The sequence below is a fragment of the Kineobactrum salinum genome, assembly GCF_010669285.1.
GTDB classification, from domain to species: domain Bacteria; phylum Pseudomonadota; class Gammaproteobacteria; order Pseudomonadales; family Halieaceae; genus Kineobactrum; species Kineobactrum salinum.
Map to the genome: position 1 here is coordinate 1,256,115 of NZ_CP048711.1, position 17,239 is coordinate 1,273,353.

The following is a 17,239-nucleotide window of genomic DNA, read 5'->3' on the forward strand; positions in this document are numbered from 1 at the left end:
ACTGTCGAATAAATACCGATACCAATAAATCGGGAAAGTGAGGGAGAGGCTACAAAATGAAAACCAATAAACTCTGTTCAGGCACAGTCGGGACCGTATGGATCCCTCGCAATATACTCCTGTGCGCCAGCGTATCTGCCACCCTGCTTACGCTTTCCACCGGCGCCCAGAGGCTCAATGCCGCTGAAGCACTGGGCAATAGTGAGGATAGACAGGGTATAGAGGAAATTATTGTCACGGCCCGCAAGCGCACGGAGAACCTGCTCGACATCCCGGTTGCCGTGTCGGTGCTGTCGGAAGGCAAGATCGCCGCAACGGGCGTCAGGGATATTACCGAAATTTCCGACTTTACCCCGGGGCTAACCTCACAGGGCCAGGGCGCTGGCGGATTACCCGACAGGTCGGCCAATCGCCTGGTGTTCCGCGGCCTGTCTACCAGCTTCGGCTCCGTCTTTATCAATGGCGCGCCCTATACCGCCGACAACTCACCGGATGTCACCGACCTGGAAAGGGTCGAGGTTCTTACCGGCCCGCAGAGCGTTTACTTCGGGCGCGCGACGTTTTCCGGCGCGCTCAACTTCGTGACCAAGCCGCCGTCGGACGAATTCCAGGCCCGCCTCAGCGCTGATGTGGGAACTGACGACTATAACGAATTTAGAGGCGTCGTCGAGGGTCCGGTCCTTGACGAGAACCTGAGCGTTCGCCTGAGTGTCCGGCATTACGATTTCGGTGGGCAATATCGCTCCGCGGTAAACGGCATAGATCTCGGCGAGCAGCGCACCGACAATGTGACGGTCGCCCTGGCCAGCAGCCCCGGCGACAATCTTGATATGTCGCTGTTCTACGCTTTTAGCCGGGAAGAAGACAGCCACCCGGCAACGGCCAAACTGCAGACCTTCGGAACCACACCGCTGCTCGATTGCGACCTGGGCGGTACCAACGCCTACTACTGTGGCCGACTCCCGGATTATTCGGATATTGGTTCCGCCCAGATTGGCGACAATATCGTCGTTACCGACCTGATCAGGGACGTGTTCGTCAATAATTCCCTCGACCTTTCCGGGTTCGATCTCGGGCCATCCCTCGATCACTTTGGTCTCAAGCGGGACATTCATCATGTGAACGGCAGAATTGATTTCGAAACCGACGCCGGCTGGCAACTCACGACGCTGGCTTCCTATACCCAGACGTCATTGACCAATCTCCGCGCGCTTATCGGTCGCGACACCTCGGATGTCCCCAATATCTTCAGGTCACCCGACCCTGCTACAGCGGCGCAGCAACCGGACTTCATTCAGTTGGCGGGACTCGCCAAGCGCGAAACCAACGATCTGTTCGGTGAGTTCAGGATTTCTTCTCCACAGGACAATCGACTTCGCGCCACAGCCGGTGCAAGCTACTTCAAGGTCTATGGCCCGGCAACTGTCGGCATGCTGATGACAAACATTGGTCCGTTGCCCTCAACCTTCGATGGCGGGACCGATTCCGGCGTCGAGACGTCAGCGGTGTTTGGCGGAATCTATTTCGATACCACCGAAGACCTGACGATTAGCGCCGAAGCGCGCTATCAGTGGGACTCCATTTCCCAAAAGACCGTGTTTCCGGTGCCGGGTCCACAGCTGGAAAAGACCTTCAAGAGCTTTTCCCCGCGCCTTACGGCCGATTATCAGGTAGCACCTGAACACCTGCTCTATGCGACCTTTTCCCGAGGCTACAAACCCGGTGGATTCAACTCGGTGCTGCCGACCCTCGATCCCGAGCTGGCCGCTCAGGTACCCCCCGGCTTCGATTCATTCTTTGACGAGGAACAGCTGGACAATTACGAGGTGGGCCATAAAGGCAATTGGCTTGACTATAAACTGCGTACCACACTGGCTCTCTACCATATGCAGCTCACCGATGGTCAGGTCAGCGAAGCGGTTTTCCTGCCCGGCCCGCCGGCGACACCCATGACGCTGGTCAGCAACGTTGGCAAGGTGGACCTCCGGGGCGCAGAACTGAATGCGGACCTGTTTGTGAACGATCACCTCACGATCTCCGGCACTCTTGACTACAACGATAACGAGATCAAACAGTCCGTTTTCTCCGACGGTCTGTTTATACAAGGCTCGACCGACGTCAGCGGCAACATGCTGGACCATGTGTCCAAGGTGCGCCTCAGCCTCTCGCCGGTGTTTAGCTTTGCCGGTCCCGGAGGCGGAACCGTCCAGCTGAGATTCGACTGGCTTTACCGCAGCAAATGGTATATCGACAACAGTAATAGTGCCTATGTCCCGGCACGCCATTTAGTGAACTCCCGTCTGACTTACGATCTGGGTGACAAGTACAGCTTCGAGCTCTACGTCAAGAATCTGTTTGATGACGATACGCTAGCTGAAGCCTTGCGGGCGCCAGAAACGCTTTATTCAGAAACTCCGCCGATGTTGACGCCGGTTATAACGCCAACCCAGAACACCATTTTTACTGGTCTGCCAGAACAGCGAAGGTTTGGCATAAAGTTTAGCGTCCGTTTTTGAGCCCGCGTCATCTGTCCAGCCATATCCTCAACCGATGGTATGGCTGGAACCATTTGGTAACAGGATATCCAACGTGAAGCCATACTTGATTACAGTGGTTTTAATTATCATTGCCCCCTCCCTATCTGCTGAAAGTGCTGCGAAGCCTCCCCGTCTCAAGGCACATTCCCTGACTGATAGTGCGTTCTGGATAGAAGGCGGAACTGCAAACGCAGGCTTCGTTATCGGTAACGACGGCGTCCTGCTTATCGATGCGCAGCGCACCCCGGCTGAAGGCGCTGCGCAGATGGCGTTAATTGAAACCATAACATCCAGACCGATTACCGCCATTGTAATAACCCATGCCGATCCGGATCACGTCGGAGGCCTTCCCGCCTACCCTGCCGGTGCCCGGATAATCATGCAGGAAAACGCGCGGGCGCAGATTCTCTCTGCCGCGACCGACAATCATGGAGGGCCGCTGTTCGGCCCCATGTACCGGAAACTGGCTGCCAATCATCTGCCCGATCAAACCGTTGCCGACCTGGAACGGATAACCATCGCGGGAATCCGGGTCACGCTGATTCACACCGCTCCAGCGCATACCAGCGGTGACCTCGTCGTCCATCTCCCTGAGCAGAAACTGGTCTTCGGCGGGGACATCGTGTTGTCCAATCAGGGCCGCTTTCCCATTATCCATGTAGGCGGATCGTCGCTGGGATGGCTGGCGGCAATGAATGAAATTCTGGCCCTTGATGCCAAGGTGATTGTTCCCGGCCACGGTCCTGTCGAAACCCGGCGACAACTTGAAACCAGAGTCGCGGATGCGAAACGGCGCAGGGCAGAGATTAAGAAAATGGTCGAGGCGGGCAAGTCATTGGCGCAAATCGATGTTACGCTACCTCCCGAAACAGCTAATTCCATGTTCCCAAGCTTCAATTACACCACCTATGATGAACTGACCCAAGGTTATCCGCCCCAGCGTCCACCCTGGGCAAGCCTGGTAAAACCGCCGCGATGAATGATTACGATTACATAGTAGTCGGCGCCGGATCGGCCGGTAGCGTCATAGCCAATCGGCTAACCGAAGATCCTGACGTCAGGGTATTGCTGCTGGAAGCAGGGGGGCCGGATCGCAGTGTCTACATGGCGATGCCACTTGCCTATCGACTACTTCGGACCAAGAACCTTTTCGACTGGGGTTACCACTCGGCGCCCGAACCTTGCGCCGATCACAGGGTGATCGACGCGCCGCGCGGCCGGGTGCTGGGCGGCTCCTCCTCGGTCAATGGCATGATGTACTCTCGCGGCCACCCGCAGGACTATGATCAGTGGTCCCGGAGAGGTGCCAGGGGTTGGAGTTTCGAGGAGGTCCTGCCCTATTTCAAGAAATCAGAGCGCAACTGGCGCGGCGAGACGAAACGGCATGGCGGCTCGGGACTTCTATCGGTCTCACCGGCCAATAGATCCGACCCGCTGACCGCCTCCATGCACGAGACTGCGCGCCGTCTGGGTTATCCGGTCCTGGATGATTTCGAAGCTGGCGATTCCGATGGCTTCTCCCTGCCCGATCTGACTATCAGCAACTGCGGTCGGCGCGCCAGCGCAGCCAAGGCTTTTCTGCGACCAGTGCGACACCGCTCCAACCTGAAGATTCAGACCCGCGCGCAAGCGGCCCGCATCCTGTTCGACAAAGGCCGCGCCGTGGGAGTGGAGTACGTGTTGCACGGTGCCCGCCATACCGCGTCGGCGCAGCGCGAGGTGGTGGTAAGCGGTGGAGCCTTCGCCTCTCCTCATCTATTAATGCTGTCCGGTATCGGCCCCGCGGACCACCTGCGGCGCCACGGCATTGAGGTCCAGGCGGACCTGCAGGGGGTCGGTCAAAACCTTCAGGACCATGTCGTCATACCCATGCTGTTCAAGGCGAAACAGCCCTTCGCCTTTGGCAGAAACCTGCGTGTCGACCGCATTGCCTGGTCCGCAATGCTCTGGCAACTGCTGGGCAAAGGTCCTGCTGGCACCGTACCGTTAACGTCGATTGCCTACTATCGCTCCCGTCCTGATCTGGACAGGCCGGACCTTGAGAATATCTTCCTGCCCACCAGCATGATGGCGCAGGTCTGGTTTTCCGGCTGGCGGACACCCGCACCGGATTTGATGACATCGCTCAACCTGGTACTCCGGCCGTCCAGCCGGGGCTGTGTCGAGCTGCAGTCGTCCGATCCACTTGCGCACCCGAGGATTCAGTACAATCTCCTGGCGGAACGCGATGATATGGAGAGATTGAAGTTCACCACTGCATGGACCCGCGACCTGATGCGCGCGGCACCGATCTGTGACTTCGTCGGCGATGAAATTTCACCGGGGCCGGATGTAACGAGCGACAAGGCATTGGAGGCCTATGCGCGCAAAATGGTGATGACCGCGCATCATGCGACCAGCACTTGTGCGATTGGCTCAGTGGTTAATGCGGAGCTTCAGGTAAACGGCGTGGCCGGACTCCGGGTCGCAGATGCCTCGGTGATGCCCGAGATAGTCGGTGGCCACACCAATGCACCGGCAATCATGATCGGGGAGAAGGCTGCTGACTTGCTCAAGAGCGGCTGAGGACGGGATCCAGATAGCTGCGCGCGCGGGCTAATCTCCAACCAGCAAATTCAGAGCCATCTCAACCCGGTCAACCAGCAAGCCGGGGTCAGTAAGATGCGCAAAATGACTCTGACCATAAATGGGCAACAACGTCATTCCGGCGATGCGCTGGACAAAGGCACCGGCATTGTTTTTCGTCCATTGATCCGCCTGCGAACCGAGCAGTAACGCAACCCGGGCGTCAAGAGCGGCGCACTCGCCAACCGTTGGCGCAAAACCATCCAGTGCCGCCACCTCCCGTAAAAACGTCGCCAGCAGCCTGCGGTGGTGATCCCAGGCAGGAGAGTTGCGTGTTGTTTCTACATTATCGGCCGGCATGCGCAGCACACTGGTATAGAGCAGCTCCTGTGCTTTTTCGGTTTCGCCTCGATCAAAAAGCTGTCGCACGGGCTTGAGCTTTTCACCACCAACCGGTGCCACCACTGCCGTGGTGGGTTCATACAAAACCAGCTTCCCCTCGAACCCGGTTCGCAGCGCATAGTCGAGCGAAAGTGCGCCACCATAGGAATGACCGAGCAGGTCGACATCTCCACCCAGCTCTGCCACCACCCGGGCGAGGTCATCGGTTTCCTGCTCCAGGCTATGGATGTCGGCGTCGCCACTTCTGCCCCGCCCGCGTCGTTCGATAACCACCACTCGACGCTGGGTGGCGAGTCGCTGTGCCGTATCAAACCACTCATCGGCTACAGTAAAGCCTCCATGGGAGATAACCAGGGGCTGTCCGCCAGCCCCAAAACTGATGTAGCCAATAGTGACACCGTCACTTGAAATAATGCTGTGTTCGGTTTTATCGCCGTTCACTATCAACTCCTACAGGCCATCTCAATAAAGTCGGGTAATAACAGACTTGGATTCCATATAAGCTTCCAACCCCTGGATACCGCCCTCGCGGCCCCAGCCGGATTCCTTGTAACCACCGAACGGCATCCAGAAATCCGTGGGGCGATGGCTATTGATCCAGAATGTGCCTGCACGCACCGCACGGGAGACCCTTTGGGCCTTTGCTATTGAGCGGGTATAAACCGCGCCGGCGAGACCATAGCGAGAATTGTTCGCCTCTTTGATGGCCCAATCAAGATCCTCAAATGGCATTGCCGAGAGCACCGGTCCAAAAATCTCTTCACGCACCACTCTGGCATCCGCCGGTACATGAGAAAGGACCGTCGGCTGAATAAAAAAGCCGGCGTCACCATGCCGTTTACCGCCTGTTACCACCTCGACACCTTCTTCGACACCACTTTGAATATAACCCATAATCGAGTCGAACTGTTTCTGGGAAATCACCGGCCCCATCTGCGTGTTTTTATCGAGGCCATTGCCAACCACGAGTTTCGAGGCCCGATCGGCGAGCGCTTGAATCAATTTGTCATAGATACCGCGCTGTGCGTAAAGCCGTGACCCGGAAATACAGGCTTGACCCGAATTGTTCATAATGCCGCCGAGTACCCCCGGCACTGTCAATTCGAGGTCTGCATCATCCAGCACGATCACCGGCGATTTGCCACCCAGTTCAAGAGAAAGGCGTTTGAAGTTTCCCGCCGATGCTTCGATCAGCCTGCGTCCGGTTGCCGTTGAACCGGTAAAACTGATCTTGTCAATATCAGGATGCTCGGCAAGAGCCTGGCCAACCACCGAACCCAACCCGGTAACAAGGTTCACGACCCCGGCCGGCACCCCGGCTTCATGAACAATTTGCACCAGGTTCAGCGTATTCAGTGAGGTATCCTCGGCCGGCTTCAGGACTGCTGTACAGCCTGCCGCAAGTGCCGGAGCAAGCTTGTGACACGCCAACATAAAGGGACCGTTCCAGGGCACAATCAAAGCGGCGACGCCCACCGGCTCCTTCAGGGTATAAGCGTGGAACGCCTCACCGGCGGCAATTTCACCGGTTTGGCCATGCAGCTTTCCTATCCAGCCCCCGTAGTAACGAAATGCCTCGGCACCATTGCTGATCGTCGCACGCGCCATGTGCAACGGCATGCCATTCTCGCGCACCTCATTGACTGCCAGGTCCTCGAGGGTCGCCTCGATACCATCGGCAATAGCGAACATGATCTTTACTCGCTGGGGATACGGCAGGCACAACCAGCGCCGATCCTCAAAGGCAGCTCGCGCTGCGCGGACTGCAGCATCAACTTCCCGGGCGCCGGCCGCACTGACATTGCCGATAGTCTCACCGGTCGCGGGATTTATACTCTGAAAGGACTCCCCCGAATCAGCATCCATGTATTTGCCGTCAATAAGCAGTGTCATGTGTTTTTGTCCTGCATTATTCTCCCTCGTTGTGAAATCAGATATTTGAATTCAGCCGGACACAAAGCGCATATAGTCGGCACGCCAGTGGCTGCCTGTGGACAACGGCAGGTCGAGCGTTAAATAGCGCTGCGTGTCCGCACGATATGCCGGCCACTCTGGCAGCCCCGCTGCATTGGGATTGCCATTCTCGGCAAAGGCAAGCATGTAGCTGCCAATCTTTTCAGCCATGTCGGCATCGGCAGGCGTTATATGGGGACGGGTGTCAAGAAATGTTCCCGCTTCCTCCGAATGGGTGGGCGGTTGTGTTGTCTCGCCGTGGCGATAGGTGTAGACAAAACGAAATGTCTGCGGCTGCCGCTCGGCAAATGCGTTGACAAGCCGCTCTATCGGATAGTTGATCGAGACATCGCCATAGGCGGCGGCAACGGCTTCAGCGACGTCAGCGGTGGAGCCCGCGGGATAGAGTTCAGCTGCCGCCGCTGCACGAGCACCAAAGGTACTCGAGAGATAGCTTGAATAATCATCCTGTGCGGCAATCGACATTCGCCGGGTAAAAAAGCGGCCTTCGTCCTCGTTGCTACCAATAATTATCGGCACCGGATCGAAGCGACCCGCTGTATAGGCCTTGTCGTCTGTAATCAGCCAGCCGTCAACAACCGGACGCAGCGGGCGCGCCACGGAGAGATTGGATGGCGGCGCGGCAAGCTGCTTTGCTTTGGCCAGAAGTTCGTCACCAGCAATAGCTCGCAGGTCTTCGGCCGTAATGTTGTCAGCACTACCATTAAGCCCCACTGCCGAATGTTCCGCTTCGGCAAGCGACAGCAACGGCGAAGTGGAGCCCGGCGAGAGGAATATTGCACGGTCGAAGAGCTTGTTTTCATGCGGAGTCGACAGCAACAACAGTCCCGCAGCGGCTCCGGAAGATTCCGCCATATAAGTGATGCGGCTACTGTCTCCGCCAAAGGCGGCGATATTCTCCCGCACCCATTTGAGGGCGGCGACATGATCCATCAAGCCGTAATTGCCAGAACTGCCCACCGGCGACTCGGCGGTCAACGCCGGATGCGCCAGAAAGCCAAAAATTCCGAGCCGGTAGTTGAACGAGACGACCACCGCTCCCCGTGCCGCAAGTCGGGTCAGATCCTCCTCGACAAAAGCGCCTCCACCGGTAGTGAACCCGCCGCCGCCCGACCAGATGATTACCGGCCAACCGCCTTCATGTGGCTGTTCCGGAGCCCAGACATTGAGATACAGGCAGTCCTCGGACATACCCGGTGCGCGAGACTCCCTTATGCCGGAAACCTGTACGGCATCCATCCCGAACGTCTGCGCATCCCTCAGGCCCGGCCAGGGTATTGCCGGTCCCGGCGGCCGCCAGCGCAGAGGACCGACAGGCGGCGTCGCGTAGGGGATCCCCCTGAACCCCCTAACACCTTCAGCCAAACGGATTCCTCGCAACTGGCCAGCGTTAGTGCTGACTATTTCTCCAGACATACATTTTCCTTGGGCTGTATGTGAAACTCAACCCGGCCCAGCTTTTGCACTTCAAGGCAGACATGCTGTCCCGGCGCCAGCGCTTCCGCAGCGGTCGCGCCGCCGGCCATGACCACATCACCGGCCTGAAGCGGTTCCCCCGCGGCAGCGGCAAGCCGCGCAGCCGCTACCAATGAGCGGATCGGATTACCCAGAATGGCAGCGCTGGAACCGATCTGGCGGGCGACGCCATCGATATTCAAAATAAAACCGAGATTGGCAAGGTCGATGGACGGGTCAGCCCAGGGGCCGGTAACGAACGCTGAAGATGAGGAATTATCGGCTATCACATCCGTCAGCGAAAATTTGAAGTTGTGATAGCGGGAATCGATAATTTCCAGCGCCGGCGCCACACCGGCCAGTGCGGCGCGCGCCGCCATCGGCGTAACTGACCCGCCGAGAGGAGCACCGAGCAGGAAGGCGATCTCTGGTTCGACCCGGGGATGCACAAAGCCGTTGAAGTTGATTTTACCGCCGTCCTCCACCAGCATCGCATCGGTCAGGCGTCCCCAGATCAAATCCTCCAGACCCATCTGGGCCATCTTGGCCCGGCTGGTCATGCCCATCTTTAGCCCGATCCGGCGTTCTCCACGGTCGTAACGAAGCTGCATGGATTGCGCTTGCACGGCATAGGCTTCTTCAACGCTGATCGTCTCCTCAAGTTGTGGAACACCGGTTGCAGTGCGCGCGGCATCATCGAGACGTTGTGCCAGAGCGCTGATATCAGACATCATGCGTGTACCTCTTTTTTAAGCATGTCGAGTGCGACATCGACGATCATGTCTTCCTGTCCGCCGACCATCTTGCGGCGACCGAGTTCGACCAGAATCGCGCGCGTATCCAGACCATACTCGGCTGCGGCTTTTTCCGCGTGGCGCAGAAAGCTCGAATAGACACCAGCATAGCCGAGTGTAAGCGTTTCGCGGTCGACACGCACCGGCCGGTCCTGCAACGGGCGGACCAACTCTTCCGCGGCATCCATCAGCTTCATCACATCGCAGCCATGCTTCCAGCCCTTACGGTTCGCTGCAGCGATGAACACCTCGAGCGGGGCATTGCCGGCCCCCGCTCCCATCCCCGCAAGACTCGCGTCGATACGGACCGCCCCCTGCTGTGCGGCGACAATGGAATTCGCCACGCCAAGCGACAGATTGTGATGGGCATGCACACCGCGCTGCGTCTCCGGCTGGAGCACCCGGTCAAAGGCCTGAAACCGGGCGCGCATGCCATCCATATCGATGGCGCCACCGCTATCGGTGACGTATACACACTGCGCGCCATAACTTTCCATCAGCAACGCCTGTTGCGCCAGTGCGTCCGGCTGACTCATATGACTCATCATCAAGAAGCCGCACACATCCATACCCAGATCGCGGGCGATACCAATATGCTGCCTGGATACATCGGCCTCGGTACAATGGGTGGCGACGCGCACAGAGCGCACCCCAAGATCGTAGGCCCGCTTCAGTTCATCAACCGTGCCGAGTCCGGGCAGAATCAAGGTCGTGAGCACCGAATAGGTCAGCACCTCGGCCACCGCTTCCAGCCACTCCCAGTCGGTGTGCGCACCAAAGCCATAATTGAAACTGGCGCCAGCCAGACCATCGCCGTGCGCCACCTCGATCGCGTCGACCCCCGCATCGTCCAGCGCCCGGGCTATCGCCTGGACATGGTCAATGCCATACATATGCCGGATGGCATGCATGCCATCGCGCAGGGTGACATCCTGAATATAGAGTTTGTCCCTGGTAACGTCGAAACTCATGCCACTACTCCTCTTGAAACGGCTCCTCTTGATAGCATCTTTTCGCTAAGCAATTCACCGGTGGCTTTCGCGGCTGCGGTCATAATGTCCAGATTACCGGAATAGCTGGGCAGGTAGTCGCCCGCACCCTCCACCTCAAGAAAGACCGATGTCTTCAATCCCGGAAGTTCGCCGCGACCCGGAATGGTCAGTCGATTGTTGTTGTCAAACCGCTCGAACTGCACCTCCTGCTTGAGGCGGTAACCCGGCACATAATTCTGCACTTTGGCGACCATGCTATTGATTGAGGTACGGATGGCCTCTTCGTCAGCGCCCTCCGAGAACGTATAGACAGTGTCGCGCATAATCATCGGCGGTTCCGCCGGGTTGAGAATAATGATGGCCTTGCCCTGCGACGCGCCGCCGACCCGCTCAATGGCACGCGCCGTGGTACGGGTAAACTCATCGATATTATCCCGGGTTCCCGGTCCTGCCGAACGCGACGAAACCGATGCGACAATTTCGGCATAATGTACCGTCGCTACTTGCGAGACCGCCGCGACCACCGGTATGGTCGCCTGCCCACCGCAGGTAACCATATTGACGTTGGGCTGATCCAGATGCGCGGCCATGTTGACAGGGGGAATAATAAAGGGACCGATTGCCGCCGGCGTCAGGTCCACTACCTGCTTGCCATCCGCTCGCAATGCCTCGTCGTGCAGCTTGTGGGCATAGGCCGAAGTTGCATCGAAAACAATGCCTATCTCGGGATAGACAGCCATTTTCCTGAGTCCTTCGATCCCTTCACAGGTGGTCGCGACACCTCTTTCCCGCGCCATCGATAGTCCCTCGGACGCCGCGTCGATACCGACTACCGCGACCAACTCCATATTCCGCGGCTTGTTGACCATTTTGATCATCAGGTCGGTGCCGATATTACCCGAACCGATAATCGCTGCCTTGATTTTCGCCGTCATAATTACCCACTCGTAAATTTTTAAACTACTTTCCAATACCAACATTTCCAAAGCCAACACGCACCGAGCCCACACCCTCGATTCGCGCTTCAAACCTGTCCCCTGGGCGGGCATCCACCATAGGTCCCAGCGCGCCGGAGAGAACAATACTTCCGGGCTCCAGCGGCCGGCCGACCTCGGCGAGTATTCGCGCCAACCATGCCAGAGCGTGAAGCGGGTGCCCCAGACAGGCGGCGCCTGCACCAAAACTCACCTGTTCGCCATCTTTTTCAAGCACCATACCGCACAGCCTGAGATCCACATCGCTGACAGCAACGGGGATAGTACCGAGAACAAACAGGCCGGATGAAGCATTGTCTGCAATGGTGTCGACAATGCCGATATCCCAGCCTCAATACGGCTATCGACAATCTCAAGGGCCGGCAATACATAGTCAATCGACGAAAGCAGTTCCGCCGTGGTGAGCCGTTCGACATTCGGTGTCCGCCGCATCACAAACGCCACTTCCGCCTCGACTTTGGGCTGGAGCAGCCGACCGGGCTCGATGGTCGCGCCATCCTCGACCGCCATATCGGCGAACAGTACTCCGAAGTCAGGCTGATCGACGCCGAGTTGCTGTTGTACCGTCCTGGAGGTCAACCCGGTCTTTGCCCCGACCACGACTCGGCCGTTGCGCATCCAGCGGTCAGTGTTGACCGACTGGATGGCATAAGCTTTTTCGATCATAGCGACGTCATTGACGGCCGTGGTATCAAAGCCGTGCCGGACCGGCGTGATCGGACCGCTGGTATAGGCGTCCGCCAGGCGATCTGCACACTCCTGTACTATCTCATTTGGATGTTCATTTACGTTCAAGCTGTTGATCATGCCGTCCCCTTCCATTCCAAATCTCCAAAGCAGAGAAATTCCCACATGCGCTCGTAGATGCCTCCCACCGACGTTGCGCGAGCAGCTGCCTCTTCCGCGCTGTATTCGATGATATCCAATGCGGCTGTCCGGGCCGGCAACAGCGCCAGTTCGACCCGCGCCGCGTCTTCCAGAAAGTATGCATTGGCGCAGGCGGCCTCGAGTCCAGCACCGGTCACAACAGCGCCGTTGCCGCGCAGCACGATCGCCACAGCTTCACCCAGGTGTTCGGCTACTGCAGCCGCCATTTCATCGTCCCGGACCAGCGCAGTACCGTTCCAAAGCGGCGGCGCAGGAAAAAAATAGGTACCCAATCCATGCAATGTCCGTGGTGTTGCTCCCAGCACCGAAAGCGCCATCACAGCCGGCGGTTGGATCCGGCAGATGCCACCGACATCGGGACGGCGACGATAGATTTCCCGGTGCAGCCGCACTTCACCGAGCACACCCTCCGGTAGTGGCTCCGTCAAAGCCACTTCAGTTCCCCTGGCGTGAGGCGCAACCGTTGACAACGGTTGGGGCGGACTGACCAGAAAGGCGTCTTCGCTGATACGCTGACTGACATGGCCATAGGCATGGGTTAAACCGTGCCGTCCCATCGCCCGCGAAGCCAGGCGTACTCTTAAATGGACATCGGTCGATTGATTATCAGCCAACATTGGAGGCGTCGCCCGCTGCAGCAGCCTCTGCCGCACGAAATTCAGCAATATCGGGTTTCGACCCCCAGGTGCAATAGCTGGTGGCTTCCCTGGGAAACTGCCGGGGCACATGCACCCGCTCCTCTTCTTCTGTAAAGATCCGCACCCCACATGAGTACTCGTAGATCATGTCATCGGGCCCGTAAAAATACAGAAAGCGCGCGCCGGATGTGGCGTGGCGGCCCGGCCCAAAGGCGATCCGTACTCCCTGCTCACACAGCCAGTACCAGGAGCGCATGATGTCGTCGACTTCCCGGACCTGGAAGTTGACGTGATGCACGCCGGCCACCTGCGAGGTAAAGAGGGCCACCTTGTGGTGGACACCATCAATGCGCAACAACGCCGCATCGCCAATCCAGTCGCTGACCTTTGCACCCAACTGCTGGGTCCAGAAAGTCTCGTCCGTCGCGGCATCGGTGGTGCGCAACCCCACATGGCTGAACGAGGTAATACCCGCGTCGCGCGACGGAAAATACCGCACTCCACTGGCGGCGGGCCGGGCAACCAGTTCGATGCAATTGCCGGTTGGGTCCTCGAACTGGACCATATCCATAACACGGCGCTGCTCGCACTGTGCCGCGCTGCCGTGGCGAACCCGATATCCGGCCTGTTCAAGCTCAGTGGCGGCGAGATCGAGCAACCCGGACGAGGCCATCTCGAAGCCAACCACATGGCCGGTGCCGGCGCCCTTTACATAGCAGACATTGTGATCGCGGTCGTCACCCCGCAGGTACGCGGCCTGTGAATTGCGCTCGACCAGCTCGAGACCCAGAATCCGAGTGGCGAACTCAACGCTTTCATCGAGCCGGTCCGTGCCGATCCTGACGTAACGAATATCGTGTAAGTCGGTCATCACTATACCTCTTGATCCGATGGCGCAGGACTAATCGCCCGGCTGTTTTGCCCTGTCTTGCACACGAAGGGTCAGGGATTTCCCCGCCACAAACCAGTGCTCCGCGGGAACCTCGGTAACGACCACGCGAATTCTTTCGCGCGGGGCGGAAAGCGTTCTGGCGATAGCGTCCGTAACGGCTTCGGCCATTTGCTCAATGGCCTCTTCGCCACGGCCTTCCAAAATACTGATCTGTGCAAGCGGCATGGCTTCAGACCTTGATACAGATGTTGGTAAGCTCGGAATAGAACGCGATCGAATGCATCCCGCCTTCGCGCCCGATCCCCGATTGTTTAGTGCCGCCAAAGGACGTCCGCAGATCCCGGAGGAACCAGCAATTGATCCAGCTGACACCGACCTCCACCGCTCTTCCCACACGATGCGCACGCGACAGGTCCTGCGTCCACACCGATGAGGCCAGGCCGTAATCGGTATCATTTGCCAGCCGGACCGCCTCTGCTTCGCTATCGAACGGCGCGATATGGCAGCACGGCCCGAATATTTCCTCACGCGCGACGCGGGCATCTGGCGGCAGGCCGGTCCAGATCGTCGGTTCAACAAAATAGCCGCCTGCCGCCGCGCCGCTCAATTCGGGGACCCCGCCACCAGTTACCAGGGTCGCCCCTTCCTCGATGGCGAGACGGTAGTAACCGAGTACCTTTTCCCGATGCTCTGCCGAGATCAAGGGACCAAGAGAGGTTCCCTCCTCATGGGGAAGACCAGGACGAAGCGCCTCAGCCTTCTCCTTCATCGCCGCCAGGAAGCGTTCGAAGATCGGTCGCTCGACATAGATTCGCTCTGGCGCCAGGCATACCTGCCCCGTATTGACGAATGCGGCACGGGCAAGTCCTTCGACCGCCATCCCAAAGTCGCAGTCCGCGAAGACAATCGCCGGATTCTTCCCGCCGAGTTCAAATGACAGAGACTTGAGCGTGGCAGCCGCTGAATGCATGATCGCAGTGCCGGTATTCGTTTCGCCGGTAAAAGTGAGCGCCCGAATGCCTCGATGTGAAGTCAGCCATTCACCTGCGGAGTTCTCCCCGAAGCCATGTACCACGTTGAATACGCCGTCGGGGATACCAACATCTTTCATTACCTCAGCCAATAGTGTGGTGCTGGAAGGTGTCTCCTCCGATGGCTTTACGATTACGGCATTGCCGCAGGCCAGCGCCGGCGCAACCTTCCAGGTCATCAACGCCAGCGGCAGATTCCACGGTGAGATTACGCCAACCACCCCAGCGGTTTGCGAACGGAATAATTGATGGCACGGCCGCCATCAGGCGTATCCGTCTCGAATACCTCGTTGGGGATGCTGGCGATGTAATCCGCGAAGGCACGGAAGTTGGCAGCACCGCGTGGAATATCGACATGCGCGGCCAGGGTACGCGGCTTGCCGGTGTCGGCAATTTCCGCTGCCAAAAAATCATCGAAACGTGCTTCAATACCATCAGCAATCTTCATCAGAAGCGCACGGCGTTTCTCAAGGGGCATATTTCCCCATTCACCTTCTACACTACGACGCCCGGCCGCCACGGCTGCATCGATCATGGCCTGATCCGCTTCATGGGCGATCGCGTGCGTTTCGCCAGTGGCCGGATTATTGACGTCAAACGGGCGTCCGCCGTCGACAAACCGGCCATCAATGAAATTGCGTAAAATCACAGTATCCAATTGCTTCTCCAGGTTATAGATTTTCCGGAATAGTTAAGCGATAGCCTGTACTTCGCACTGGTTGCGCCACCGCTGAGCCATAGCGAAGCGTACGCAAAGTAGCGCAACGCCTGATAGCACCCCTGGAGTCGTTGCCGCCAAGAATACTGCGGCCGGACTCCAACCAATGGCCAGCAGGTACCCTGCAATAACCGGCGCACCGCTGGCACCTATTCGGCCAACCCCGAAAGCCCAGCCGAACCCGGTATTCTTGATGGACTCCGGGTAGGATTCCAGAATCACCAAAATGCAACCGGCGTGATAGGCACAGATTGTCGCGGCAATGACGAAGATAAACACCGGCGCCAATTGCGGATACTGAAGGGTAACCGGCAGAATCAGCATGGAAATGATATAGACCGCAATTTCGATAAACAGTACTTTGTACAGGCCATAGCGGGTGGTGAGCCAGCCCTGCGCAATGGTTCCGATTGCACCGCCAAGGCCAAACATTGCCGCCGCATCCATGCCGGCAGTCGCCGCCATGCCCGAACTGAGCAGCAGAGCCGGTGTCCAGTTGATCACAAAATACAGGATCGCCTGATTCATCATAAAGACCAACCAGAACAGGAGAGTCAGCTTCCACATATTTCCCTTGAACAGGTTCGCCACCAGTTTTTTGTCATTTGCGGATTCATCAACTGCGTCATTGTCCACGGTGACAGCACTGATGCCGTTGACCTGAAACAATTTTCTGACCGCGGAGACAGCGCGCCTCTGGTCCTGTTTCTTGCGGACGAGAAAATGTATCGACTCCGGCACGATCAGCGCCGCCATTGCCGTCAATACCAGGGTGCCAGCTCCGACAACATATAGAAGCATTTGCCAATTGGACCAGGGGATAATGACTCTGGCCATTAAACCACCGAGCAATGAACCCAGGGGGACGAAAGCGATCATCAGCGTAACCACCCGCCGTGATAACCGTTGTGGCGAAAGTTCCGCGGCGAGAGAAATAGCAGTCGGTAATGCTGCGCCAAGACCCACCCCGGTCAAGAACCGCACGATCATCAGCTCTTCAAGAGTGCCGACACAGGCCGTCACTACGGTGCCTATACCTGCCAGGCTCATGCCAAAAACTACCACCTTCTTGCGGCCCAGCCACTGATCGGCCGCAGCCGTCAGGAACAGCGCGCCGACTATTGCGCCAATCAGACTGATGGAAAATACCAAACCGAAGCTCGAGATCGGAATGGCGAGATCCCTGGCCAGATCATGGGCAATCAGCCCGAGTACCTGATTATCCATGCCATCCGACAACACCAGAAGACCAAGCAGCCCGATAACCAGGATCTGGCGCGCCGTTAATTTGCCCTCTCTTATCTGCTGTGAGAAGTTCAATGTGGACGCTTGTCGACTGCTTCCTGACTCTGTCATTG

The 17,239-nt window shown here is 57.9% G+C and carries 15 protein-coding genes and 1 pseudogene; 3 read left to right on the forward strand and 13 right to left on the reverse strand.

Going from position 1 to position 17,239, the window contains the following annotated elements; genetic code table 11:
• The first annotated feature begins 56 nt into the window (after positions 1 to 56).
• From G3T16_RS05340 to G3T16_RS05350, 3 genes are all read left to right on the forward strand, one after another.
• The gene (locus G3T16_RS05340) at positions 57 to 2,516 is read left to right on the forward strand and encodes a TonB-dependent receptor (protein WP_163494150.1); all 2,460 of its coding nucleotides are present in this window, start codon (positions 57 to 59) and stop codon (positions 2,514 to 2,516) included.
• A 73-nt stretch (positions 2,517 to 2,589) separates the two neighbouring features.
• On the forward strand, positions 2,590 to 3,516 hold the full coding sequence (locus G3T16_RS05345; RefSeq protein ID WP_163494151.1) for an MBL fold metallo-hydrolase: 927 nt from the start codon (positions 2,590 to 2,592) through the stop codon (positions 3,514 to 3,516).
• Positions 3,513 to 5,102, forward strand: a complete 1,590-nt coding sequence (locus tag G3T16_RS05350; RefSeq protein ID WP_163494152.1) for a GMC family oxidoreductase — start codon at positions 3,513 to 3,515, stop codon at positions 5,100 to 5,102. The genes G3T16_RS05345 and G3T16_RS05350 overlap by 4 nt, the downstream gene beginning before the upstream one ends.
• A 30-nt stretch (positions 5,103 to 5,132) precedes the next feature.
• Here G3T16_RS05350 and G3T16_RS05355 read toward each other — a convergent pair whose 3' ends face one another.
• From G3T16_RS05355 to G3T16_RS05410, 13 genes and pseudogenes are all read right to left on the reverse strand, one after another.
• Positions 5,133 to 5,945: an alpha/beta fold hydrolase gene (locus tag G3T16_RS05355; protein WP_163494153.1), complete on the reverse strand. Its 813-nt coding sequence runs from the start codon at positions 5,943 to 5,945 to the stop codon at positions 5,133 to 5,135.
• 21 nt (positions 5,946 to 5,966) lie between these two features.
• Positions 5,967 to 7,397 carry an aldehyde dehydrogenase family protein gene (locus G3T16_RS05360; RefSeq protein WP_163494154.1) on the reverse strand — a complete coding sequence of 477 codons (1,431 nt, stop codon included), beginning with the start codon at positions 7,395 to 7,397 and terminating at the stop codon, positions 5,967 to 5,969.
• A gap of 51 nt (positions 7,398 to 7,448) precedes the next feature.
• Positions 7,449 to 8,894 carry a carboxylesterase/lipase family protein gene (locus tag G3T16_RS05365; RefSeq protein ID WP_163494155.1) on the reverse strand — a complete coding sequence of 482 codons (1,446 nt, stop codon included), beginning with the start codon at positions 8,892 to 8,894 and terminating at the stop codon, positions 7,449 to 7,451.
• Positions 8,879 to 9,667, reverse strand: a complete 789-nt coding sequence (locus G3T16_RS05370; RefSeq protein ID WP_232059278.1) for a 2-keto-4-pentenoate hydratase — start codon at positions 9,665 to 9,667, stop codon at positions 8,879 to 8,881. The genes G3T16_RS05365 and G3T16_RS05370 overlap by 16 nt, the downstream gene beginning before the upstream one ends.
• Positions 9,664 to 10,698 (reverse strand): 4-hydroxy-2-oxovalerate aldolase, encoded by a 1,035-nt coding sequence (dmpG, locus tag G3T16_RS05375; RefSeq protein WP_163494156.1) that lies wholly within the window; start codon positions 10,696 to 10,698, stop codon positions 9,664 to 9,666. The genes G3T16_RS05370 and dmpG overlap by 4 nt, the downstream gene beginning before the upstream one ends.
• Positions 10,695 to 11,654, reverse strand: coding sequence for an acetaldehyde dehydrogenase (acetylating) (locus G3T16_RS05380; protein WP_163496978.1), 960 nt, complete (start codon positions 11,652 to 11,654; stop codon positions 10,695 to 10,697). The genes dmpG and G3T16_RS05380 overlap by 4 nt, the downstream gene beginning before the upstream one ends.
• 25 nt (positions 11,655 to 11,679) lie before the next feature.
• Positions 11,680 to 12,018, reverse strand: coding sequence for a 2-keto-4-pentenoate hydratase (locus G3T16_RS21725; RefSeq protein WP_332102884.1), 339 nt, complete (start codon positions 12,016 to 12,018; stop codon positions 11,680 to 11,682).
• Entirely contained in the window at positions 11,904 to 12,521 is a 618-nt protein-coding gene (locus G3T16_RS05385) for a 2-keto-4-pentenoate hydratase (protein WP_232059280.1), read from the reverse strand. The genes G3T16_RS21725 and G3T16_RS05385 overlap by 115 nt, the downstream gene beginning before the upstream one ends.
• On the reverse strand, positions 12,518 to 13,219 hold the full coding sequence (locus G3T16_RS05390; protein WP_163494157.1) for a class II aldolase/adducin family protein: 702 nt from the start codon (positions 13,217 to 13,219) through the stop codon (positions 12,518 to 12,520). The genes G3T16_RS05385 and G3T16_RS05390 overlap by 4 nt, the downstream gene beginning before the upstream one ends.
• Positions 13,209 to 14,111: a VOC family protein gene (locus G3T16_RS05395; protein WP_163494158.1), complete on the reverse strand. Its 903-nt coding sequence runs from the start codon at positions 14,109 to 14,111 to the stop codon at positions 13,209 to 13,211. Before G3T16_RS05395 ends, G3T16_RS05390 begins: the two co-directional genes overlap by 11 nt.
• A gap of 30 nt (positions 14,112 to 14,141) precedes the next feature.
• Positions 14,142 to 14,357 carry a 2-hydroxymuconate tautomerase gene (locus tag G3T16_RS05400; RefSeq protein ID WP_163494159.1) on the reverse strand — a complete coding sequence of 72 codons (216 nt, stop codon included), beginning with the start codon at positions 14,355 to 14,357 and terminating at the stop codon, positions 14,142 to 14,144.
• A 4-nt stretch (positions 14,358 to 14,361) separates the two neighbouring features.
• Positions 14,362 to 15,812, reverse strand: a pseudogene (locus G3T16_RS05405) (2-hydroxymuconic semialdehyde dehydrogenase).
• Positions 15,813 to 15,854: 42 nt separating this feature from the next.
• The gene (locus tag G3T16_RS05410; protein WP_163494160.1) at positions 15,855 to 17,237 is read right to left on the reverse strand and encodes an MFS transporter; all 1,383 of its coding nucleotides are present in this window, start codon (positions 17,235 to 17,237) and stop codon (positions 15,855 to 15,857) included.
• Positions 17,238 to 17,239: the final 2 nt, after the last annotated feature.